Origin of the sequence: Nocardiopsis mangrovi, from assembly GCF_042653925.1 — a bacterium.
Taxonomy (GTDB): Bacteria; Actinomycetota; Actinomycetes; order Streptosporangiales; family Streptosporangiaceae; genus Nocardiopsis_B; species Nocardiopsis_B mangrovi.
This window is the reverse complement of sequence record NZ_JBHSFQ010000005.1, coordinates 235,696-257,550: the sequence shown is the minus strand read 5'-3', so window position 1 is coordinate 257,550 and position 21,855 is coordinate 235,696. Positions and strand designations below refer to the sequence as shown.

Here is a 21,855-nt window from a genome sequence, read left to right as displayed (position 1 = left end):
CCTTCAACGCGCGTCGGTGAGGAACGTGACGATCGCCGCCGCCGCACGAGCGGGCCGCTCGTTCTCCCACGTATGACCGCTCTCAGCGAGCACCAGCGCACCGGCACAGGGGACCTCGCCCGCCATCGACAACGCGTCCGCCACGGGCACCGAGTGCCACGATCAGCGCGGCGAGGTCGTCCGCCAGATCGTCGGTCGTGTACGCCGACGGCTCGAACACGGTGTCCCCACGATCACGCTGGTCGTAGGTGACACGGTGAAAGAGTCCTCCAGGTGCGCACGGAGCTCGTCGAAGAGCTCCTGCCCGACCTGCGGGCCGTGGAGGAGGACGAGGGGAGGCCCGGCGCCTTCGGCGCGGAACGAGGTGACGCCCGCGCCGGTGCGGACGGGCGACGCCGTGCCTCCCGTCATCCGCGTCACCAGACCTTGCGCTCGCGAGCGTCGGCGACCAGCTCGGGGACGGGAATGAGCGCCTTCGAGGCCACGGTCGCCAGCGACTGCTGCGAGAAGTGGAAGCCGAAGTCCTCCGTCACGAGCTTGCGCCACGGCCGATTGAGGATGTTGTGCGTCGACCAACGCGCGAACCGCGGTCGCTTCATGATGTCGCGTGCGAGCTGCCATGCCTTGGGCACGAGCTCCTCGCGAGTCAGCACATCACTGACGAGACCGTACTCGAGCGCCTTCCGGGCGGGGATCCCGGCTCCGCCATAGATGGCGTAGGCGGCACGTTTCGTGCCCATCAGGTGCTGCAGCGCGAGCGCGAGGCCGTCGCCGGGCGCCGTCCCGACCATGAAGTGCGGGTCCATGAAGTCGGCGTCCTCGGCGGCGAGCGTCACGTCGCACATCAGCGCGAACTCCGTGTGGATCCCGGGACCGTTCACCGCCGCGATGGTGGGGACGTCGATGTTGTTCACGAAGTTCTCGATCAGCTTCCAGGCATCGATCGTCTGCTGGAATATGTAGTCCGGCGTCTCTTCGACGAGCGGCTTCGGCCAGGTCTGACGCGGATCTCCCCGGAACCAGGTATCGCCCGTTCCCGTGATGATCAGCACGTGGTTCTCGGGGTCGTTGCCGACGTCTTGCCACACGCGATTCCAGGCGTTGTGCGCGGCCCAGTTGTGCACGTAGGGGCCGCCGTCCGTGTGCAGGCGCAATTCGAGGATGCCGTCCTCCCGGCGCATCTCGAAGAAGTCGGCGTAGCGCTTCGAGTACTCGTCCAGCGGTGTGGGCGCAACGTGGCCCTCCCATCCGAAGCTCGACGTGTCCACCATGGTGAGTCCCTCCGTCGGAGCGAGCCGCCCTCGCCCGTTAATGAGACACATTATCTCTCTAAGGGTGAAGAGTGATCTTCTGTCCGAAAGATCGCAGGGAATGCGCACGCACCAGTCGGTCGACGAAGGTTCGGGGATCTATTCGGCGTGATCACGCCATAATCCGGCCACCACGAGTTCAACGATCTCGCGCGCATCGCTCAGCGTGAAAGGGCGCGCTCGTCGCAGGACGAACCACTGCACGGGGCCCGAGAGCATCATGTTGACGAAGGGCGCTTCCGTCGGCGGCAACTGCCCGGCCGCGGTCGCCCGGTCGAGGCGTCGCTGCAGATCGTCGGTACGACGATCCAGGAGCTCCAGCCCCATACGGTGCAGCCCATCGGCTTCATCGACACGGCGCAGGAGGATCTGCAGCACAGCACGGCCGGTCGGGGTCGCGGATGCCTCGGCGAACGAGTGCAGGAAGGCCGTGAGATCGCGGACGACATCGCCGGTGTCGTCGATCGGCACCGATGTCTCGGCGAACCGCGCGAGCACGTCGCGAAAGAGGTCATCGCGATTCGGCCACCGTCGATAGACCGTGGCGCGACCGACGCGCGCGCGTGAAGCGAGCTCCTCGTACTGCAGGCCATCGACCCCCTTCTCGGCGAGGATGTCGAGCGCCGCCGCCCACAGCCGCTCCGTGACCTGACGCGTGCGCCCACCGGGGCGATGCGCCCGTGAGGGGTTCACCGTCATGCGCCCTGGCCTCCCATCCGATGTCCCTCGACTTCCACCGCTGTACGACCGCGGCGAGCCGAGCTCAGCCGAGGATCGCCGTTTCGCTCACTCACGCCGCCGCCGGTCAGGATTACTGCACCGAGAGAGTTCTCTGCGCACATTCCCCGCGTCTTCGAGGGGTCCCGACATCATCCTCCAAGAACCGGCTCGGGCGGACTCATCGGCCGTCCGGCCTCACGCTCGCGGCTGCACCGACACGGCCGTGGCCTCGGCCGCCGCGAGGCTCGCACGGCCTCTCTACCAGGTCGACAACAAACCGGTGAGCCTGGACGCCACTTGGCGCACGGCGTGGGTGATCACGTCGGCGCGGCTGTGGTCCATGCGGTGGCGGGGGACGGTCACGGTCACGGCGCCGCTGATCCGGCCGTCGATGAAGAACGGGGCGGCGATCCCGGATGCCTCGGGGATACGCTCCCCCTCGCCCCGGGCCCATCCCCGTTCCGCGATCCTCTTCAGCTCGACGCGCAGCGCGTCCTTGTCCACCGGTGTGCGCTCGGTGTAGGGGACCAGCTCGATCGACTCCAGCAGGTCCGGGGTGTAGGCCAGAATGGACTTGCCGATCGCCCCCGCGTAGAGCGGAATGTCCACATCGGTCTGGAGGACGTACCGGATGGCCTCGCGCCCCGGAACCGTGGCCACCAGCCGGGCGCGATCGCCGTCGAAGTACGCCAGGCCCACGGTCTCGCCGGTGTCGTCGGCCAGCCGGGACAGCTCCTCCCTCGCCAGTTCGGCGAGGTCGAGCCGGTCATCACCCCCGGCGCCCAATGCCGCCGCCCATCCCAGCAGGGCGGGGCCGACTCTGAGAACGGAGTCGCCACCCCATGAGAGAAGGCCGAAGTCGCCGGCCGCGCGCACGAGCCTCTCGGCGGCGACCGAGCGCGCCCCGACGGCCGCGGCCGGCTCGACTGCGGTCATCGCTGTCTCCGCGGCCGTGCACAGGCGGGTGATCAGCCGCGCCACCCTGCCCACCAGCGTGGGCTCGAGTCCCGGGGGGCGCCGCGCCGGGGCGCTGGATGGTCGGCCGCCCGTGTGTGTCAGGCGCGCGGTGAGTTCCTCCACCGCCTGCGAGATCAGGCCCAATGTGGCATCCACGCGGGATTCATCGAATTCCGCCCGGGGCCGCGAGACGGTGATCGAGCCGGCCATCGCGTGGTCGATCCTGAATCCCCGGGCGATTCCAGCGGCGTCGGGGATGTGCTTGCCGATGCTCACCACGCCGCCGCGCCGTTCGGCTTCCGCCAGCATCGCATCGACGTCGTCCGGGGTTCGGGCAGCCGACCGCGTGGGCGGGTCCAGCTCCGGCGGGAGGTCCGCCGTTCCGGTCTGCGTGAGGATCGCCAGGCCCGCCGCCCCGGCGTAGGTGGGCAGCCGAGCGCCGGGAGTCAGCGTGTACCGCACCGGCAGGGCGGGTTCCCGGCACAAGAGCACGGTGCACCGGCAGGGATCGGGCGTGGAGACCGAGAGGACGGCCGTAGCCAGTGTGGCGTCCCTCAGCGCGTCGAGCAGCGGCCCGGCCACGGCGAAGAGAGGGTGTCGGCGGCGCAGTGTCGCGGCGAGCACCCGCAACCGGGGGCCGACCGTGTAGAGGCCGTGCGAGCTCTGGCCGGCCAGGCGGTACTCGGCGAGGGTCGCCAGAACACGGTTGACCGTGCTCCGGCTGGCACCCAGGTGCTCGGCCAGCTCCCGCACTCCCCAGCCCTCTGGAGAGCGGCCGACCAAGGCGTCGATGATCCCCAGCACCTCGATCGCGCCCCGATGGGCCTGCGGGTCGGCGGCTTTCACGCGCCAAGTATGGCATGGCGTCCGTGCGGACCCCGGACGGCGCAGATGCGCCTTGACAAGGCGAGCCCGGCTACGCGCAGATCGGCATCCTGGCCCCGATCCTCCTGGTGCTGCTGCGGCTGTTGCAGGGCTTCTCCACCGGCGGGGAGATCGGCGGCGCGTCGGCCCCTACTGCCGGTGATCGAGGGCGCCCTGGTGTTCTTGGAGGTCGAGGCCCTGCCCAGCCGTCGTTCTCCGCAGCCGCTGTGGCTGTGGACCTCCGCCGTGGGGCTGGGCCCGGGCGAGGTGGACCGGCTCTGGCAGGCCTATCTGCGGCGGTTCGACATCGAGCACACCTTCCGGTTCCTCAAGCAGCAGCTGGGGTGGAACGCACCGCGGCTGCGCGACCCTGCGGCGGCGGACCGGTGGGGCTGGATCGTGATCGCGGCCTACACGCGGTTGCGGTTGGCGCGGTGCGTGGTGGGTGATGTGCGCCTGCCCTGGCAGCGTCCTGCTGAGCCGGGGCGCTTGAGTCCGTCGCGAGTGCGCAGGGGGTTTCGGCGCATCCGCGCGTTATTGCCCGTGCCGGCGGGTGTTCCGCGGGGATCGCGGCCGGGTCCGGGGCGCCCGCGGGGGAGCAGGAACAAGCGCCCTGCTCCCCGGCACGGGGTTCCGAAGAAGAACAAAACGGGCACTATGAGCTGCGCTGGAGACAAGCAAGCAAGTTAAACAACAAGCTAGGCCCTGCCCCGGTAGGTCAGCCGCCGCAGCAGGGCCTCCGCCGGTCCGCGCCGCCCCGTGCGCCCCAGCACGTCCGCGATCAGGACGGTGACGACCCACGTGGCCACGGCCACCCCGGCTGCCGCCGCCGCACTCATCTGGCCGCCCAGTCCGAGCAGCGAAGGTTCGGTGACCACCAGCCACACCGGAGACTGGGCCAGGTAGAAGGTCATCGACCGGCGGCCGCACGCCACCAGCGCGTTGGTCACGGGGCCGCGCCGATCTCCGATCCGGAGCGCGACCAGCGCGATGGCCGCCGCGAAGGCCGGCCCCCCGGCGATGCCGGTCGCGGAGAACAGGGCCAAGGCGGCGATCCCGCCCGCGACCGTGTCCGGTGCCCACACCCCCGCTGCCTGGAGGGCGACCGGCTGTGCCCCCAGCACCGCCACCGGGAACCCGATGAGGGCGGCCCGGCGCAGCACCGGCCGGTAGCGCTCGGGCTGCTCCAGTACGCGCAGCCGACCGGCCCAGATCCCGATCAGGACCGACGGGAGCACGGACAGCGCGGCGAACGGTACCACCGGGAGCGTCGCGGCCCGCAGCAGGGCGCTGTCGAGCAGCGTGGCCCCCACGTGTGGCGCCCCACCGGTCCCGGCGACCAGTTGGAGCACGGTGTAGCACGCCACCCCGAACGCCAGGGCGACGGCCGCGACCGACCACAGTCGGCGGCCCGACCAGGCCACCGCCCCCGCGAACATCAGGGCGAACACCCCATAGGCCCCGATCACGTCCCCGCTGTACAGCAGCACCACGTGCGCTGCGCCGAACACGACTAGCCAGGCACCGCGGCGGCGGATCAGCCGCCGCGCCCGCGCCGGGTCCCCGCCGGGGCCGGAGTGGCGGCGGGTCATCTGCACGAGGCCATACCCGAAGAGCAGCCCGAACAGCGGGGCGGCCCGTCCGTCCACCGCCGACGTCAGCAGCCACTGGACGACGATGTCGACCGGGCCGCCCCCGGCGGGCTCGGTGAGCGCGAGGCCGCCCGCGTGCAGCATGCGGGAGTGGGCCAGGGCGATGAGCAGCAGCATCACCCCCCGCGCGAGGTCGGGGGCGAGCAAGCGTTCGGAGCCGGGGGTGGACGCGGCCGGACCGGACGGGGCGTACGGACGCGTCCGCGCCGCTCCCGGGTCGGGGGGCGTAGAAAACGCCTCGGCCGGTCGGGCGGGCGGTGGCGGAGCGGAACGGTCGTGGTCGGCGTTCATACTCCGAACCTAAATCGGGGCAGCACCGTGACAGAGTGTCACGGATCATGGGTTTTCTCCGCGCCCCGCACAGGTCGGCCATGACAGATGTCACGGGGCGTGCACCGGGCGGTGCACATGCCGGACGGCAACGGATCCGGCGCGCGGACCGGATCGCACGTCATCAGGACGAACGCCTCCGGGTCCCGGGCGGTCGCGACCCCGCCGAGGTCGATGATCCACGCAGGCTTCCCGCCCAGGCCGGTGAGGCGGCCACCGGCGATCGTCTCCGCTCCGGGGGCGTCTCCGGATACGAAGGCGCCGGGTGGCGCGGACAGGCGGTCCGGACGGGCCACCACGGCTACGACTGGAGCGGACTCACCCCCGTGGAGTTCACCGACATGGCGGCTGGCGAGAGCACCACGGCCGGACTCGACGGACAAGACAGGCGGACAGCCGAGGCCACCCAGGGACTGGAACGGACGATCCTGGCCACATGGCTGCTGATGGGGCGAACACTCGTCTGGTCCGAAGACCTCCGGGGACACCCGCCACCACCGCTCTCTCATAGGCCTTGTCGGGCCGGGAGACATCAGGTGTTCGTTCGCCCGGTGCCCACGCGGCCGCCGCGAAACCGGCCAGTCCAGCGGCATTCCCGCAGGGCTCGGTGGAACGCTTGCACGAATCAGGACCCGCAGAGCCGGTTCCGCCCCCGGGGTGGATCTCGGCGCTCGAACCGCCGGCGGATCGCGCTGACGGTTTCCTCGTCCTCGGTCGGTGCGGCATCGGCTTGTCGCCGCGCCACCTCAGCTCCGTCCCCGCCGACCACAGCACACGTGTTCACTCGGACGGTACGAGGATCGGGGACGGAGCCGGATGACCGGTGAGCACGGCTTCCACGTTCTCGACGGCCAGGGCGGCCATCCGCGTGCGTGTCTCGGTGGTGGCGGATCCCAGGTGGGGCGCGAGTACCACGTTGTCCATCTCGGCCAGGCCGGGCTGTACGGCGGGCTCGTCTTCGTAGACGTCGAGGCCCGCTCCGGCGATGCCACCGGATTGCAGTACGGCCACCAGCGCCTTCTCGTCGACCACCGGGCCGCGGGCGGTGTTGATCAGATAGGCGGAGCTCTTCATGCGCTTCAGGGCATCGGCGTCCACCATGTGCCGGGTCTCGGAAGTGAGGGGGCAGTGCAGGGAGACCACGTCGGAGGAGGCGAGGAGTTCGTCCAGCGGTAGCCATCGGCTCGGGCCGTCGGTGCCGGGGCCGCGTCGCGAGAAGTGCACGATCTCCATGCCGAACGCGGCCGCTCGCTGCGCGACGGCCCGCCCGATGCGCCCCATGCCGACGATGCCGAGTCTCTTGTCTCGCAGGCCGGTCCCCAGCATGAACGACATGTCCCACGCCCACGGGGTTCCGGATCGGATCAGCCGGTCGCCTTCCGACACCCGCCGGGTGACGTCCAGCAGAAGCGCCATGGTGAGGTCCGCGGTGGCGTCGACCAGCACCCCCGGCGTGTTGGTGGCGATCACCCTGTGCGCGTTCGTTGCGCGCAGATCGAGGTTGTCATAGCCGGTGGCGACGTTGGCCACGACCCGCAGCTGCGGGCCGGCGGCCCTGAGCACGTGTTCGTCGATGCGGTCGTTGACCGTCGCGATCACCGCGTCGGCACCCCGGACGGCCTCCCGCAGCTCGCCAGGGGACAGCGACCGCTCGTGCGGTGAGACCCAGACCTCTCCCAACCGCTCGAGTGGGACGAGGACCTGGCCGGGCAGGGCCCGAGTGACGACGATACGTGGATTCGGGCTCATCGGTTGTCCTTAGGGTTGTAGGTGTCTGGAACTGAGGTTCCGGCGCCGATTGGTCTCACTGGGAACGCGACGAGTATCTGCATCCCTCTTCCCGTGGTTGCGGGACCTGTGATTCCGTCACGCGATCAGAGCCGCGAGTGGAAGGGTGATCAGTGACAGAGCGCTGGTGGTGACGATGGAGGCCGCGGCCTGCTGGGCGCCGGACTCCTTCTGCTGGGCCAGCACATAAGCGGTCGCCGCGTTGGGCAGCCCGCACATCACCACCGTGGTGAAGGCCCACACCGCAGGCATCGGAAAGACCCATGTGACCAGGGCGACCGCGATGAGCGGCATGACGGCGAGCTTCACCAGGACCGTGCAGCCCAGCTCCGGTACGCCCACGCTGCCCTCGCGTAGTGCCGACACGGCCTGTCGCAGGGTCAGCCCCACAGAGAACAGGGCGCCGGGCGCCGCGGCCCCCGCGAGCATCTCGATGGTGGCTGTGGCCGGGCTGGGAAGACCGAGCCCGAACAGCGCGAAGAGCAGGCCGGCGACCACGGAGAGGCTTACGGGGTTGAGAACGACGCCGCGAACGATGGCGCGTCCGGTGCTTTTGACGGGAGCGGGGGGAGGCTCCGTCGCCTCCCCCCGCGCGAGGGAAGCGGTCTGTGCTGTGTGCGTGGGCTGAGCCGCGAGGGCCGCGCACAGGGGATAGAGCACCATGAAGAACAGGTTGTGCAACAACTGGCCGAGGGCCACTGGCAGTGCCGCCTGTGGTCCCACAGCGGTGACCAGGAGCGGTACCCCCAGGTAGGCGACATTCCCGTATCCCGCGAGCATCGCCGTGGTGAGCGCGCGCGGCGCCGGTTGCCGGAGCAGGTACGTGCCGGCGGCCAGGCCGATCCCTGATCCCAGGACCAGTACGGCGAGGTTCGCCGCGATGAAGGTCCAGGATATTCCTTCGGACAGGCCGGATCCGGCGACCGCGGAGAACAGCAGGGCCGGGAGCGCTATGTAGAAGACGAAGTCGTTGACCGCCTTCTGCGCGTTCCCATCAAAGGGTCGCGTGTGGCTGGCGAGGTATCCGATCAGGACGATGGCCAAGAGCGGGATCATCGTCGAGAGCAGTGGGGCGGATCCCATTGCGGTCGGACCTCTCGGATGGTCGGGGGACGGAGCGTTCCGGTGCCCGCCGTCGCGCGGGCACCGGAAGTGGCGCGCACGGGGACCGCACGCACACCAAGGGGCGTCAGGCTACCGGTGCCGGGACAGGGGCGCGTTCCTGGAGAACGTCCAGAGCGGCGTCGTGGACGGCGTCGAGCCGGACGATGTCGGTGTAGAACTCGTGTACCTGGTGGAGGAGTTCCTGGAACCGTTCCCGCTTGACCGGGTAGAGCGTGTTCTCCATGTGGTCGGTGAGGCGGGTGGCGACCGCCTCGAGGAACTCCTCGTTCGCCGTGAGGTGTTCGGGGAATCCGGCGTTCTCCAGCGCCTGGGCGACGGTGGTGGGGAAGGTGCCGATGGGGTTCAGGAAGTAGTCGACCGGACGGCTGACTCCGAGATAGTCGGGGACGTTGACGATCCCGGCGTTCTCGTTGCGCACCAGCATGCCGCTGACCGGGCGGTAGACGTTCGGCAGCACCATGAAGACTTCTTCCGCCAGGGTGGCTGCGCGGGACAGTTTCTCGGTGTTCAGTTCGGTCCCGGCGACGGTGATGCCGCGTTCGGTGAAGATCTGGCTCATCACCTCGAGGTTGGCGAGGCCGGCTCTGTTGCCGAATCCGGCCACGCCGCCTTCGATCATCTGGAAGCCGTGGAAGATCGAGGCGAGGGAATTGGCGAGGCCGAGCCCGCGGTCGTCGTGGGAGTGGAGGTAGAAGGTGGTGTCGGGGTTGTCGCGGACCAGGTTCGCGGCGAGGATCGCGGTGGCCTCGGGGAACAGGGTTCCGATGGAGTCGTTCACCCGGACCAGGTTGATACCCAGCGCGCGTACACGGCCGATCTGCTCGTTGATGAACGAGTACCGCTTCTCGTCGATTTCGTGTGAGAAGGCGTTGAGGATGCTGGAGCGGAAGGAACCGACGCCGAGCGCGGAGAGGCGCTCGTGTGCGCGTTCGAGCAGTTTCTCTTCCTGGCGGTACTCCACCATTCCCAAGCTGACCTGGATGTTCGCCAGGTAGTCGCGTGGGATGACCTTCAATGCCTCGCTGAGGGGCTCCCACGTCTTCAGCGTCAGGTTGAAGACGAACCGGGTGTCCTCTGGGATCCGGCCGAGCATGTGCTGCGCATGGAGGCAGCGGAGGAGGAAACGCGGTTCGGTGAGCCCGGAACCGAGGTCGATGTCGCGCAGCCCGCCTTCGGTGAGGGCTTCGATGAGCTGGAGTTTGCGGCTGTCATCGGCCCCGTAGAGGGCCCGCTCGCCGCCCTCGCGCATGGTCTCATCCGAGATTCCGGAGATTTCGAAGTCGGTGTATCGGGGCGTGTGCTCGCTTGGCAGAGAAAGATGCATTTCCACTCCCTTGAATCGTGAGCAGTATTCAGGGTATGCATTGTTCGGTATTCATGGTCGATGAATACCCCCCGGGGGCGGGGTTCACTTTCCTGGCGGCTGGTTGTGAATTCCCTCTTTGGGTTGTCTCAAATAGGCTAACCGGTCTTGGTGTCCCTTTCAAAGGTGACGACGGTCACATGTATATTTTCACTGGTTGCACAAGGGGGAAGTGTTTTCGCTCAATTCGTGACGAGGGTCACATTTATGTTTTTGCTGGTCACGCTAAGAGGGGAAAGTGTTTCCAATCAATGCTTGACTGTTGTGGAAATTGGAATCAGATCCGGGGTGGATCGGTCCTGCATCGAGAAGCGAATGGTCAGATGCCCGTGTGGGGGTACTATCCGGTTTTGCTCGAGGTCGACATCGCTCGAAACGGGGATCCGGCACGGGTCCGGTTGGTGCAGTGAGGCGTGTTCGTTCGAGTGGAGGTGAAAGACCGCGCCCCACGAGGCGGTGTGATCCGCGTGCGGATGTGCGACCCGCACCGTCGTTCCGTCGCAGCGGGACGACGGAATCGCTGTCAGACCATGCCGCCGTTCGCGCGCAGGATCTGGCCGTTGATCCAGTGGCCCTCCGGGCCGACCAGGAAGGCGACCACACGCGCGATGTCCTCCGGAGTACCCAGGCGTTCCAACGGCGGCGCCTTCGCCAGCGTCTCGACCTGCTCGTCGGTTTTTCCGTCGAGGAACAGATCGGTGGCAGTGGGGCCTGGGGCGACCGTGTTGACGGTGATATCGCGGCCGCGCAGCTCGCGGGCCAGGATCAGGGTCATCGCCTCCACCGCGCCCTTGCTGGCGGCGTATGCGCCGTAGGAGGGCAATTGCGTGCCCACCACGGACGTGGACAAGCCCACGAAGGAACCCCCGGCGCGCAGCCGCCGAGCCGCCTCACGGGCGACGACGAAGGTGCCCCGGATATTGGTGCGGTGCATGGCGTCGAGGACATTGAGGTCGAGGTCGGCGATCGGGGACAGGGCGAGCCGGCCGGCGGAGTTCACGACGACGTCCACGCCGCCGTACTCCTCCTGCGCCCGGCCGAAGAGCGCGGCCACGGCGTCGTCGTCGGCGACATCGGCCTGGACGGCGATCGCCGTCCCGCCGGCGGCGGTGATCGCGGTCACGGTCTCCTCTGCGGCGGAGGCGTCGCGGGCGTAGTCGACCACGACGGCCAGGCCGTCGGCGGCGAGTCTCTCGGCCACCGCGCGGCCGATGCCCCGCGAGGCCCCGGTGACGATCGCGACCCGCCCGGTCCCCGCGGCAGTGCTGTCGATAAGTGGCATGCCGACCACCCTGCCGGGACCCGGGGGGCGGCGACAGGGGATGACATCCCCTGTGACGGCGGCCCCATCTGCCGCAGACTGGTGCCATGAAATCCACGAAGTACGCCGAGCTGGGTGCGTTCCTCCGATCGCGGCGCGAGCGGATCAAACCCGACGAAGTCGGCTTCGTCACCGGGCCGCGGCGCCGCGTGCCCGGACTGCGCCGCGATGAGGTGGCCCAGCTCGCCGGGGCGTCGGTGGACTACTACAACGAGCTTGAGCGCGGGGCCGGGTCACAGCCCTCAGAGCAGATGCTGGCCGCGCTGGCGCGGGCGCTGAGGCTGGCCGCCGACGAGCGGGACCACCTCTACCACCTCGCCGACCGCCCGGTGCCGCGCAGCGGCGGACCCGCCTCACACGTCCACCCCGGCATGCTCGACCTGCTCACCCGGCTGACGTCGACGCCCGCCCAGGTGATCACCGACCTGCACGTCACGCTCGTGCAGAACCCGCTCGCCGTCGCGCTGCTCGGTGACCAGTCCGGCTTCAACGGCCCCGAGGCGAGCTTCGTGTACCGCTGGTTCACCGATCCGCGGGCACGACGGCTCTACCCCGGCGAGGACCACCCGGCTCACTCCCGGGGGTTCGTCGCCGACCTGCGGGCGGCCTGCGCGCGGCGCGACGCCGACGACACCGAGGCCGGCCCGCTCGTCTCCGAACTGATCCGCCGCTCGCCGGAGTTCGCCGGGATCTGGGCAGAGCACGAGGTGGCGGTCCGCCGCGACGACCGCAAGCGCATCATCCATCCCACCCTCGGCCGGGTCGAGGTCAACTGCCTCAACCTGTTCAGCGAAGACGGCCGCCAGCGCCTGCTCTGGTTCACCCCGGCCGTCGGGACCGAAAGCGCCGGCAAACTGGACCTGCTCGGCGCCGTCGGCGCACAGGAACTCGCGGGCTCCGCTCAACTCGTACCTGGCCGGTAGGGCTGATGGAGATCTCGGGTTCCGGCCCCGCCGCGAGCGCGCGGCGAGACTCAAGGGCACACACGGGGCATCAGAGGTGACGAACCCACGACCGGTCGCAAGCCGTTGAACAGCAGGACCGCACGCGGGCGCAGGGGGATGCCCGGACCAGAGCACCGGCGCCGTCGCCGGGGCAGCAGGCACGGCCATGGTGCCGGTCCGTAGCGGGCGACCATCCCGTCAGGACGCCAGCTGCGAATGCGCAGGCTGGCGCAGTTTCAGCAGAGTGTGCCGGGCCCCTGTTGGGGGGCGGGGCGTCGAGCACGGTCGGGCGCTGACCGAAACATCACCTCGCCTCACCCTGGACATCCTGGGACTCGGCACGAGCGACTGGGAGCAGATCGCTGTCTGGCACGGGGCCGTGGCCGAATTCGTCACCACGATCACGCTCACCCGTGTCCGTCGTGTCCTTCGACAATGACGAGGTCGCGGCCTACCTGCGTCCGGGGCTCACGACGATTGCCCTTCCCCACGAGGCGATGGGCCGCCGCGCGGTCGAACTCCTGCTCGGCCGCGAACCGGGGACCGAGGTGCTCGTTCCCATGCCGGTGATCGAGCGGGCGTCGATCGGTCCGCCCGGGCGGCTCCGGTAGGCCGACCGCGACCGCGGCCTCACGTCGGCGGTGTCGATGAAGTCGACGCCCTCATCGACGGCGGTCCGAAGCAGTCGGATGGCGGCGGGCCGATCGGCGGGCTCGCCCCACACGCCGGCTCCGGTGAGCCACATGGTGCCGTAACCGAGGAGGTTGACGGGCAGGTCTCCGCCGAGGTCGAAGGTGAGCGGAACGGCCATGATGTTTCCTCCGGTTGGTCGGATGTCGTGGGACCCGGTTGCGGTCGGGTGGCTATCGGTCCGGCCGGTCCCGGTCGGAACGGTGGCCCGACCGCGGCGCTCCGGGGGCGGCACAGAGGGGGCAGAGCCCACCTAACATGAACCATAGTTCACGATATATCATGAACGCTAGTTCATGATGAATGCAAGCGCAGGCCATCCGAGTGTTGGGGAGTCCTCGTCGTGGCACAGGGACGACCGCCGCGAGTCGACGCGGTCCGCAATCGCGGGAAGATCCTCACCGCGGCCCACGAGCAGATCACGAAGCACGGACCTGGAGCCGGCATGGACGAGATCGCCGCCGAGGCGGGGGTGGCCGTGGGTACGCTGTACCGGCACTTCCCGAATAAGGCCGACCTGGTCGCCGCCGTCGTCGCCGACCACATAGCGCGCGTCGCCGACGACGCCGTGGCCGCCGGCGAGCGCGCCACCTCGTAATCCCGCGCGCTGGACGAGCTCACCGGTTTCCTCCATCGCGTCGTCGAAGCGTCCGCCTCCGACCGCGCCGTCAAGACCGCCGCCCGTGCGCTCGGCGCCTACCCGAGCGACACGGCGGCCGAAAGCCCGCGCCGGCGCGGCCCTGGCTCGACTCATCCAGGCCGGACAGGCCGACGGAGACATTCGCCCGGACGTCACGGTCGACGACATCTACCTCCTCTTCTCCACTGCGCCGACCGCCCGGCCACCCGCCGCGCGTGCTCGCTGGCTGACGCTGACCCTGACCGGGCTGGCCACGGGTGCTCGACCCACGTGGCCAGTGAAGCCGGCGACCGGCACGTGGTCATCGGCTCCCTCCCCGCCGACGCACGGGTGCGGGGGAAAGGGGAGTGTTCACCAGTGGAGCGGCGAGCAGAAGCCGGGCGCCTTCGGCTCTGGAAGGTGCCAGCGCGCGTAAAGCGTTTCGGTGGTGCCCCCGGGCACTGCTGGACCGCCCCGCTCGGGGGGTTCTCGCCCTCGGGGCGGTTCGCCCTGATGCCTGATGCCAGGAGTGCCACGTGACGATCGCGCCCGTTCCCCTCGCGACCGCCGCCCATCCCGACGACGGTCTCGTCGGATGGGTGGTCGGGCTGATGGAGGCTCTCGGCGGCCCCGGTGCGGGCCTGGCCATCGCGCTGGAGAACCTGTTCCCGCCGATCCCCAGCGAGGCGATCCTGCCCCTGGCCGGGTTCGCCGCGAGCAGGGGCGACCTGGGCCTCGCCGAGGCGATCGCGTGGACCACGGCGGGGTGATGCCGCTGTCGCGGCTCGACTTCCTGCTCGTCGATGAGTGGAACCGGATGGTCGACGCGAACATCCGCGGCCTGCCGCACCATCGCGGTGGCCTCCTCGCTGGGCTCCGAGGCCACCGCCCGCCGCAGTTCCCCGCCCACGGTGATCGCCGACGCGATCGGCAAGGCCGCCACCGCGCGCCGGCCCAGGCCCCGCTACGCCGTCGGCTTCGGCGCCAAGCCGCTGATCACGCTGCGCGGTATCCTGCCCGACCGCGCGTTCGACGCGGTGATCAAGCGGGCCACCGGCATCCGTGGCTGACAGCCCGGTCCTTGGGCCGATGCCACATCCGGCGGGGACGCCCACCGCGGCCCGGCAGGGATGCGCGACAGCCGAGGGAACCCCGGGGGGCGTCTCGCGATCAGACGGCGGCGGCCTGTCCGCTGCGGGCCTTGGCCCGCGCCGGCAGGGGGAGTCGGTGCCGGTCTCGGTGATGGTGCCGCCGAGGGGTGAGCCGGTCCACGATCGCCGCGCACGGCCGCGGGCCGGTGAAGGTCGTGGTCCGCCTGACGGGGCTCGTCGGAGGCGATGGCCGGGCTGTTCCTGTCCTCTCCTCCCGCTCGGTGAGCGCCTGGAACGGCGGTTCGGCCCCGCGCCGGTCCGGCTCCATATATCCGGGTTCGTCGATGCGGAGCAGGTCCACCCGCCCACAGCGGGCGATGGCCTTGCAGAGCCGCTTGACGCCGGCGGCCTCGATCAGCGCGTCGACGGGTTGGGTCGCCGGCGTGTACGTCACCCGGAACCCGGCCACCGCGGCCTCGGCGCCCGACGCGATCCACCGGTGCGACGTTCCAATCCCCGCGTCGCCGATTCCCGACTCGATCATCCATGGGGTCGACGGACCCGTGGGCTATCGCCTCGCCCCCGGGCCAAGCACCATGCAGGGGTACGGAAAGCCTTGCTGGGTTCCCACCCGGCGGCGGATCAGCTCTTGCTCGGTAGTGCGGCAGGGCCGCCGTCCGTGCTTCGGCGTCCGCGTTCGATGATGCGCCTGGCATGCCGCAGGATGGCTTCGTCGACCATCTGCCCGCGCACGGTGCCGGTGCCCGTGGTGGTGAGCGCCTCTTGAGCGGTGGCGACCTCTTCGGGGGTGGGTGTGAACGCCCTCTCGATGGGAGGAATGTGCGCGGGGTGGATCGCGGCTTTCGCGACGTAGCCGTTGCGCCGCGCGGCGAGAGCATCGCGCGCGACCCCGTCGAGATCGCCGACCGAGAACGACGGCGACGCGATGACAGGCACCCGGTAGGCCGCTGCCCATAAGAGCACGGTGTCGATCGCGGTGCGCAGGACGCCTGCGGCGAGGTCGCAGTCGAGGTCGGCGCTGAGGTCGGCTTCGCCGATCATGATCGCGTCGGGGGCCTCGTCGAGTATCTCCTCGATCCGGAGAATTCCGGCCGCGGATTCGACCATCGCGACGACGAAGAGCGCGCGACTCTTCGCCGCGTGCACGTCCTGCGCGCGCTCGACCTTCGGAATGAAGATCGCAATGGGCATCGCTGTCGCGTCGAGGGCGGCAAGGTCGGCGCGTTGGTCGGTTGTGCCGGGCGCGTTCACTCGGACGCCGATGGGATTCGGGGCGCGACCGGAGCGGAGATAGTCGATGATGTTCGCCCTTGCCACGGCTTTGTCGCCGCGCGCCACGGCATCTTCGAGGTCGAGGATGACGCCGTCGGCGCCGCTGGAGACGGCCTTATCGAAGCGCTCGGGACGGTCCCCGGGGACGAACAGCCAGCTCGCGAACTCACCGATGGATCCGCTCACGCGCCGGTCCCTTCGGACAGTCCCGCTGCCCGGCGGGAGCGCTCGTCCCAGACCGGTTCGACGCCCGCCGTCTCGGGGGCCATGGCGCGCCGGTAGACCATGATGGTCCGTTCGAAGACGATGACGACGACACCGTCCTGGTTGTAGCCGATGGTGCGGACGGTGACGATCCCGATGTCCGGATGGTTTCTCGAGTCGCGCGTGCTGAGGACTTCGGACTGGGAGTAGATCGTGTCGCCCTCGAATACGGGGTTGGGCAGGCGCACCCGGTCCCAGCCCAGGTTCGCCATGACGTGCTGGCTGATGTCGGTGACGCTCTGCCCGGTGACCAGGGCGAGGGTGAAGGTGGAGTCGACCAGGGGCTTGCCCCATTGCGTCTGCGCTGCGTAGTGGGCGTCGAAGTGGACAGGTGCGGTGTTCTGCGTGAGGAGGGTCATCCAGCTGTTGTCGACGGGCAGGACGGTGCGCCCGAGGGGGTGGCGGTAGATGTCGCCGACGGTGAAGTCCTCGAAGTAGCGCCCGTCCCAGCCGGCCACCAGGCGGTGGGCGTTCACCGGTTCAGTCATGGGAATTTCCTTTCTCGATCACAGCCAGGGAGGGGTCACGAACAGGAGCCAGGACAGGGGGGGGTACGACGAGCGTCATCGCGCCGCCCCAGACGAGGAGCGTCCGGTAGACGCGGGCGCGTTGGTCTTCGGGGGAGTTGGCGACCACGAGCGCGCCGTTGGTCGACAGCGGGCTGGCGTCGACGACTGAGGAGGAGACGGCCAGGGCGACCAGCAGGCCGGTCGTGCTCACGCTGCCCGTGGCCAGGAATGGGATGGATAGCGGCACCAGCGCACTGAGGATCCCCGTTGTCGAGGCGAACGCGGAGACGACCGCGCCGACCAGGCAGATCACGAGTGCGGCGACGAGAGGCGCAGACATGGTGCTGACCGCCGCGCCGACAGAGTCGACGATCCCGAGGGCCTGTAGGAGGGAGACATAGGTGACGATCCCGCAGACCAGCAGGACGATAGTCCAGGCGATCGCGCCGGGCGCGGTCCTCCCGGTTCGAGGGAAGACCAGTGAGAGCAGCGTGGCGATGGCGATGCAGGTCAGGGCAGCGTCGAGCTTGAAACCGGCGACGAGGACGACCATGAGGCCGATGGCTCCCAGCGTTACCGCGCGTTCTAAGGTGAGCCGTTCACGGGGCGCGTCTTCGACGCCGCCTTCCGCGTCGGTGACGATGCCGTGTCGACGGAAGATGAGCACGGTGACGATGGCGATGAGCACGTTGAAGGCGAACGTGCCGGCGAAGAGCACCCCCGCGTCGAGAGCGATGTCATTGTGCGATGCGGCCGACAACATGATGCCGCCGAGTATGCCGACGGGAGAGAAACTCCCCGCCGCGGCGCCGTTCACGGCCATGAGCCCCATCATCACCGGTGACATGCGGTTCTGGACGGCCAGGGTCATCCCGATCGGGGCGATGATGGCGACGGCTGCGGGTGACGCCGCCCCGAACGCGGCAAGAAGCGTTGAGATGGCGAAAACGATCCACGGGATCAACAGCGTCTTGCCGTGCACGAGGGAGACAGCGGCGTGCACGATCCACTGCACCGTGCCGTTCTGCTTGGCGAAGCCGAACAGGAAGGTCACGCCCACGAGGATCATCATGAGGGAGACCGGGAACCCGCCGAAGAGATCCTCGACGGGCAGCCGGGCGACGAAGGCGCCGACGATGAATGTCGCCGTCAGGGCGAGGGCGCCCATGTTGACGGGGCGGATCGTCCCCAAGAGGAAGACGACGACGAGGCCGACGATCCCGATGGTCTCCAAGGACATTGCGTTCACTCCGTTGTGAAGGGGTGCGGGGATCGGGACACGTCGAGTCGGGCGGGCTCGGAACGGCGGGCGAGCCAGTCGCGGACCACGTCGTTGTGCTCGCCGAGAGCGGGGATGCTGCCGGTCTCCTGTTCGAAGCCCGCGACCGTGACCGGCGGGCGGAGGGCACACACGTCGCCCACGGGGCTCGTAGCGGTCCGCCACCGGTCCCGGGCGCGCAGCTGCGGGTGTCGGGCGAACTCAGCGATCGTGCGCTGCTGGGCCCAGGCGATCGGGGCGGCATCCAGCCGTGCTGCCGCCTCTGCGCCGGTGATCGAGTCGAACACCGATTGGATGATCGCGTCGAGCTCTGCGCGGTGCGCCACGCGGTCGGTGTTGCCGGCGAAGCGGGGTGCGTCGGCGAGCTCTGGTTGCTGGAGCACCGTCGTGCAGAACGCCTTCCACTCGCGTTCGTTCTGTAGACCGAGGTTGAGGGTGATGCCATCGGCTGCGGTGAACGGTCCGTAAGGCGCGATGGTGGCGTGGCTGGCGCCGGCCCGGGGCGGCTGGTCCCCGCCGTACTCGGTGTAATAGAGGGGGTAGCCCATCCACTCGCCGAGTGCTTCGAGCATCGACACCTCAAGGCCGGCTCCGATGCCGGTCCGGTCTCGGTCGTAGAGGGCGGTCAAGACACCCGAATAGGCATACATCCCGGTGCAGATGTCGGCGATGGACAAGCCCACCTTCGAGGGCTGCTCCGAGGTCCCGGTGATCGAGACCAGGCCCGCTTCACATTGGATGAGCAGGTCATACGCCTTCTTGTCCCCGTAGGGGCCGCCGCGACCGTATCCGGAGATGTCGCAGGTGATCAGGGCCGGTCGCTGCGCACGAAGCCGCTCCGAGCCGAACCCGAGCCGCTCCATCGCGCCGGGTGCAAGGTTCTGGATCACGACGTCAGCGGTATCGACCAGCTCGCCCAGCAGCTCACGGCCCGCCAGGGTCTTCGCGTCCAGTTCCACGGAGTACTTGCCCCGGTTCAGCCACATGAAATGGCTCGCCATGCCGCGCACGGTGCGGTCGTAGCCGCGTGCGAGGTCCCCCGCACCGGGCCGCTCGATCTTGAACACCGTCGCGCCCAGATCGGCAAGCTGCCGCGAGGCGAACGGGCCTGCCACGGCCTGTTCGAGTGAGACGACCACCACGCCCGCCAACGGTTTGTACGGACGAACACCACTCGATTCTTTATCCTTGACGTGCATGAAGACATCATCAATGCCTGCATCACCGCAGGGAAATGAAAAGATCATGCGTAGTTCATGCGAAATATGCATAATGGAAGGATGAGGCTCGACGAACTCGCCCACTTTCTGGAGCTGGCGCGGCAGCACAACGTGACCCGCGCCGCCGAGGCGCTGCGGATGACTCAGCCCGCACTGTCCCGATCGCTCGCGAGGATCGAAGGCGAACTCGGTGTCAACCTGTTCGACAGGGAGGGACGTCGTCTGCGGCTCAACCGTTACGGAGAGATCCTCATCCCCCACGCCGCCCGTATGCTTTCGGAGTTCGACGACGCCCGTGCACGCATAGACGCCCTGAAAGATCCGGCGGCCGGGGTGGTCTCCCTCGCCTTCGTCACATCTTTCGGGTCCTGGCTGGTCCCCGCGCTCATCGAGAGCTACCAGCAACTCTTCCCCAACGTGCGGTTCCTGCTCACCGGAGGTCCGGCCGACGACGTCGTCGATGCGGTCCGCAACGGGGGCGCGGACGTCGGCTTCATCAGTCCCCGTCCCACGGCGGAGGACATCGGCTGGGAAGAGCTCACCCAGGAAACCCTGGTTCTGGCCGTGCCCGCCGGGCACCGTGACGCCGACCGGGACACCATCGGAACAGCCGAGTTGGAAAGGGTCGGCTTCGTCGCCCTCCGCCCGGAGTTCGGTCTCCGGCAGATCACCGACCGCTACCTCATGGGGCTCGGCCTCACCCCGCGGATCCTGATGGAGGCGACCGAGCTGTCCACACTGCACGCTTTGGTCGCTGCCGGCATCGGAGCCGCGATCATCCCCGCCGATCCCCGGCCCGCGCGGCACACCGTGCAGATTCCGTTGACGGTCCCGCTTACGCGCCCGGCCGGGATGGTCGTGTCGACGATCCGCAGCATCGCCCCCGCCGCCGAGCAGTTCGCGCGGTTCGTCCGCGAGGAGCATGCCACCAGCGAGATGACGGGCCTCCACGAGGCTCCCGCGAGACGTCGGTGATGACCCGTCGTGCCCCGGCCCTGTAGCGATCGCCGCGGCTGATCACCGGACCCCTGACGATCACGGACGGCGGCGCCGCAAGACGCTCAGTGGCTGAGCGGAGAAGCTGCCGCTGACGAGGACCTTGATCGATGCCATTCCGCTCGGCTCAGTACCCATCATCGGAGGAGAAGGAGCAGCGCGCCGCGCCCCCGGTCCCGCCGTCGTTCACCCCGCCCCATGGCTACGACCGGAGCGGACTCACCCCCTGGAATCCACCGATGCGGGCGGCCGCCCGGCGCGACCCCCATGACCGGACCGACGGCGGGTCGTTGAATCCGGAGTCCGGACCGGCCGGCTCGCGTGGGAACGTGCCGCCGAGCGTCATCGCCCGGCCGGGCCAGTCGGGCACGCCCGGCGCGCGGTCGCTTCCTTGCGCGGCCGGGTGCCCGGCGGCTTGCGTCGTGTCCTCCGCGTGCCTTCCGTGTTCGTCCGTTCCCGCTGAAGGCTAGCCAGCTCCGCGGGCCTCCGGTACTGCGGAGTTCCGCACCTTCGGGGGTTGGGGACCCCCGCGCGACCTGGGCGGTCGACCCCGTGGGACGCGGGCCGCCGCGCTCCTAGCGTTTCGGTGGTGCCCCCGGGCACTGCTGGACCGCCCCGTTCGGGGGGCCTCGCCCCGTTCGGGGGTTCTCGCCCTCGGGGCGGTTCGCCCCGATGCCTGATGCCAGGAGTGCCACGTGACGATCGCGCCCGTTCCCCTCGCGACCGCCGCCCATCCCGACGACGGGCTCGTCGGATGGGTGGTCGGGCTGATGGAGGCTCTCGGCGGCCCCGGTGCGGGCCTGGCCATCGCGCTGGAGAACCTGTTCCCGCCGATCCCCAGCGAGGCGATCCTGCCCCTGGCCGGGTTCGCCGCGAGCAGGGGCGACCTGGGCCTCGCCGAGGCGATCGCGTGGACCACGGCGGGCTCGACCGCGGGCGCCCTCGCCCTCTACTGGGTCGGGGCGCTGCTGGGCCGCGACCGGTTCCGGGCGATGGCGGCGCGGGTGCCGCTGGTCAAGGTCTCCGACCTCGACAGGACCGAGGCGTGGTGGTTCCGGCGCTACGGGCCCATGGCGGTCTTCTTCGGCCGGATGATCCCGATCTTCCGCAGCCTGATCTCGGTGCCCGCCGGGATCGAGCGCATGCCCGTTGCGGGGTTCCTGGGGCTGACGGCCCTGGGCAGCCTCATCTGGAACACCGCGTTCATCCTCGCCGGCTACCTGCTGGGCGAGAGCTGGTACCTGGTCGAAGGCTACGTGGGCATCGCCTCCAAGGCGGTCGCCGCCGCGGTCGCCGTCGCCGCGCTCTGCTTCATCGCGGTGCGCCTGCGCGCGGTCTCAGCCGCCCGCCGCGCGTCCCGTCACGCCCGCCGGTGAGCGGCACGCCGCCCCCGCTCCCTCTTCCCGCGCCTCCCGGACCCCGACGACGAGAACGGCCGCCCATGACACCGAACGCCCCCGTCCACGACACCGTCCCGGCGGACGGCCCGGCCGCCGCCGCCCGGACGGGCCCGCCGCGAC

At 69.6% G+C, this 21,855-nt stretch carries 22 protein-coding genes and 2 pseudogenes; 9 read left to right on the top strand and 15 right to left on the bottom strand.

Annotation, left to right across the window (positions count from 1 at the left end):
- Positions 1-3: 3 nt before the first annotated feature.
- The 4 genes from ACFO4E_RS08485 to ACFO4E_RS08470 form a co-directional block, all read right to left on the bottom strand.
- Positions 4-150, bottom strand: a complete 147-nt coding sequence (locus ACFO4E_RS08485) for a hypothetical protein (protein WP_378572587.1) — start codon at positions 148-150, stop codon at positions 4-6.
- Between the two features lie 266 nt (positions 151-416).
- Positions 417-1,271: an enoyl-CoA hydratase/isomerase family protein gene (locus ACFO4E_RS08480; protein WP_378572585.1), complete on the bottom strand. Its 855-nt coding sequence runs from the start codon at positions 1,269-1,271 to the stop codon at positions 417-419.
- A 138-nt stretch (positions 1,272-1,409) separates the two neighbouring features.
- Positions 1,410-2,009 carry a TetR/AcrR family transcriptional regulator gene (locus ACFO4E_RS08475; RefSeq protein ID WP_378572583.1) on the bottom strand — a complete coding sequence of 200 codons (600 nt, stop codon included), beginning with the start codon at positions 2,007-2,009 and terminating at the stop codon, positions 1,410-1,412.
- A 279-nt stretch (positions 2,010-2,288) separates the two neighbouring features.
- Positions 2,289-3,833, bottom strand: a complete 1,545-nt coding sequence (locus ACFO4E_RS08470) for an IclR family transcriptional regulator (RefSeq protein ID WP_378572581.1) — start codon at positions 3,831-3,833, stop codon at positions 2,289-2,291.
- 177 nt (positions 3,834-4,010) lie between these two features.
- Here ACFO4E_RS08470 and ACFO4E_RS08465 point away from each other — a divergent pair, with 177 nt between their 5' ends.
- On the top strand, positions 4,011-4,541 hold the full coding sequence (locus ACFO4E_RS08465; RefSeq protein WP_378572579.1) for a transposase: 531 nt from the start codon (positions 4,011-4,013) through the stop codon (positions 4,539-4,541).
- A gap of 8 nt (positions 4,542-4,549) precedes the next feature.
- Here ACFO4E_RS08465 and ACFO4E_RS08460 read toward each other — a convergent pair whose 3' ends face one another.
- The 5 genes from ACFO4E_RS08460 to ACFO4E_RS08440 form a co-directional block, all read right to left on the bottom strand.
- Positions 4,550-5,650: a DUF418 domain-containing protein gene (locus tag ACFO4E_RS08460; protein ID WP_378572577.1), complete on the bottom strand. Its 1,101-nt coding sequence runs from the start codon at positions 5,648-5,650 to the stop codon at positions 4,550-4,552.
- A 963-nt stretch (positions 5,651-6,613) separates the two neighbouring features.
- Positions 6,614-7,582 (bottom strand): 2-hydroxyacid dehydrogenase, encoded by a 969-nt coding sequence (locus ACFO4E_RS08455; protein WP_378572575.1) that lies wholly within the window; start codon positions 7,580-7,582, stop codon positions 6,614-6,616.
- Between the two features lie 117 nt (positions 7,583-7,699).
- Positions 7,700-8,704, bottom strand: coding sequence for an AEC family transporter (locus tag ACFO4E_RS08450; RefSeq protein WP_378572573.1), 1,005 nt, complete (start codon positions 8,702-8,704; stop codon positions 7,700-7,702).
- Between the two features lie 106 nt (positions 8,705-8,810).
- Positions 8,811-10,070: a beta/alpha barrel domain-containing protein gene (locus tag ACFO4E_RS08445; protein ID WP_378572571.1), complete on the bottom strand. Its 1,260-nt coding sequence runs from the start codon at positions 10,068-10,070 to the stop codon at positions 8,811-8,813.
- Between the two features lie 562 nt (positions 10,071-10,632).
- The gene (locus ACFO4E_RS08440) at positions 10,633-11,391 is read right to left on the bottom strand and encodes an SDR family oxidoreductase (protein ID WP_378572569.1); all 759 of its coding nucleotides are present in this window, start codon (positions 11,389-11,391) and stop codon (positions 10,633-10,635) included.
- Positions 11,392-11,477: 86 nt separating this feature from the next.
- On the opposite strand from ACFO4E_RS08440, the gene ACFO4E_RS08435 reads away from it, so the two are divergent.
- Positions 11,478-12,353, top strand: coding sequence for a helix-turn-helix transcriptional regulator (locus ACFO4E_RS08435; protein ID WP_378572567.1), 876 nt, complete (start codon positions 11,478-11,480; stop codon positions 12,351-12,353).
- A 434-nt stretch (positions 12,354-12,787) separates the two neighbouring features.
- Positions 12,788-12,985: a substrate-binding domain-containing protein gene (locus tag ACFO4E_RS08430; RefSeq protein ID WP_378572565.1), complete on the top strand. Its 198-nt coding sequence runs from the start codon at positions 12,788-12,790 to the stop codon at positions 12,983-12,985.
- Between the two features lie 23 nt (positions 12,986-13,008).
- On the opposite strand, the pseudogene ACFO4E_RS08425 reads toward ACFO4E_RS08430, so the two are convergent.
- A pseudogene (locus ACFO4E_RS08425) lies at positions 13,009-13,185 on the bottom strand (aldo/keto reductase); the annotation flags it as partial.
- Between the two features lie 222 nt (positions 13,186-13,407).
- On the opposite strand from ACFO4E_RS08425, the gene ACFO4E_RS08420 reads away from it, so the two are divergent.
- The 4 genes and pseudogenes from ACFO4E_RS08420 (at position 13,408) to ACFO4E_RS08405 (ending at position 14,753) form a co-directional block, all read left to right on the top strand.
- Positions 13,408-13,662, top strand: coding sequence for a helix-turn-helix domain-containing protein (locus ACFO4E_RS08420; RefSeq protein WP_378572563.1), 255 nt, complete (start codon positions 13,408-13,410; stop codon positions 13,660-13,662).
- An 85-nt stretch (positions 13,663-13,747) separates the two neighbouring features.
- Positions 13,748-14,119, top strand: coding sequence for an SbtR family transcriptional regulator (locus ACFO4E_RS08415; RefSeq protein WP_378572561.1), 372 nt, complete (start codon positions 13,748-13,750; stop codon positions 14,117-14,119).
- A gap of 175 nt (positions 14,120-14,294) precedes the next feature.
- A pseudogene (locus ACFO4E_RS08410) lies at positions 14,295-14,450 on the top strand (DedA family protein); the annotation flags it as partial.
- A gap of 36 nt (positions 14,451-14,486) precedes the next feature.
- Positions 14,487-14,753 (top strand): hypothetical protein, encoded by a 267-nt coding sequence (locus ACFO4E_RS08405; RefSeq protein WP_378572559.1) that lies wholly within the window; start codon positions 14,487-14,489, stop codon positions 14,751-14,753.
- 100 nt (positions 14,754-14,853) lie between these two features.
- On the opposite strand, the gene ACFO4E_RS08400 is transcribed toward ACFO4E_RS08405, so the two are convergent.
- From ACFO4E_RS08400 to ACFO4E_RS08380, 5 genes are all read right to left on the bottom strand, one after another.
- The gene (locus ACFO4E_RS08400; protein WP_378572557.1) at positions 14,854-15,318 is read right to left on the bottom strand and encodes an ATP-binding protein; all 465 of its coding nucleotides are present in this window, start codon (positions 15,316-15,318) and stop codon (positions 14,854-14,856) included.
- Between the two features lie 98 nt (positions 15,319-15,416).
- Positions 15,417-16,253, bottom strand: a complete 837-nt coding sequence (locus ACFO4E_RS08395; protein ID WP_378572555.1) for an HpcH/HpaI aldolase/citrate lyase family protein — start codon at positions 16,251-16,253, stop codon at positions 15,417-15,419.
- On the bottom strand, positions 16,250-16,819 hold the full coding sequence (locus ACFO4E_RS08390; RefSeq protein ID WP_378572553.1) for a MaoC family dehydratase: 570 nt from the start codon (positions 16,817-16,819) through the stop codon (positions 16,250-16,252). Before ACFO4E_RS08390 ends, ACFO4E_RS08395 begins: the two co-directional genes overlap by 4 nt.
- Complete coding sequence (locus tag ACFO4E_RS08385) at positions 16,812-18,080, bottom strand: SLC13 family permease (RefSeq protein ID WP_378572551.1); 1,269 nt, start codon at positions 18,078-18,080, stop codon at positions 16,812-16,814. The genes ACFO4E_RS08390 and ACFO4E_RS08385 overlap by 8 nt, the downstream gene beginning before the upstream one ends.
- A gap of 5 nt (positions 18,081-18,085) precedes the next feature.
- Positions 18,086-19,423, bottom strand: coding sequence for a CaiB/BaiF CoA transferase family protein (locus ACFO4E_RS08380; RefSeq protein ID WP_378572549.1), 1,338 nt, complete (start codon positions 19,421-19,423; stop codon positions 18,086-18,088).
- Here ACFO4E_RS08380 and ACFO4E_RS08375 point away from each other — a divergent pair.
- A complete protein-coding gene (locus ACFO4E_RS08375) occupies positions 19,400-20,314 on the top strand; it encodes a LysR family transcriptional regulator (protein WP_378572547.1) in 915 nt (304 codons plus the stop codon). The two genes, ACFO4E_RS08380 and ACFO4E_RS08375, sit on opposite strands and share 24 nt — an antisense overlap.
- Positions 20,315-21,105: 791 nt before the next feature.
- A complete protein-coding gene (locus tag ACFO4E_RS08370; RefSeq protein WP_378572658.1) occupies positions 21,106-21,711 on the top strand; it encodes a DedA family protein in 606 nt (201 codons plus the stop codon).
- Positions 21,712-21,855 lie beyond the last annotated feature (144 nt).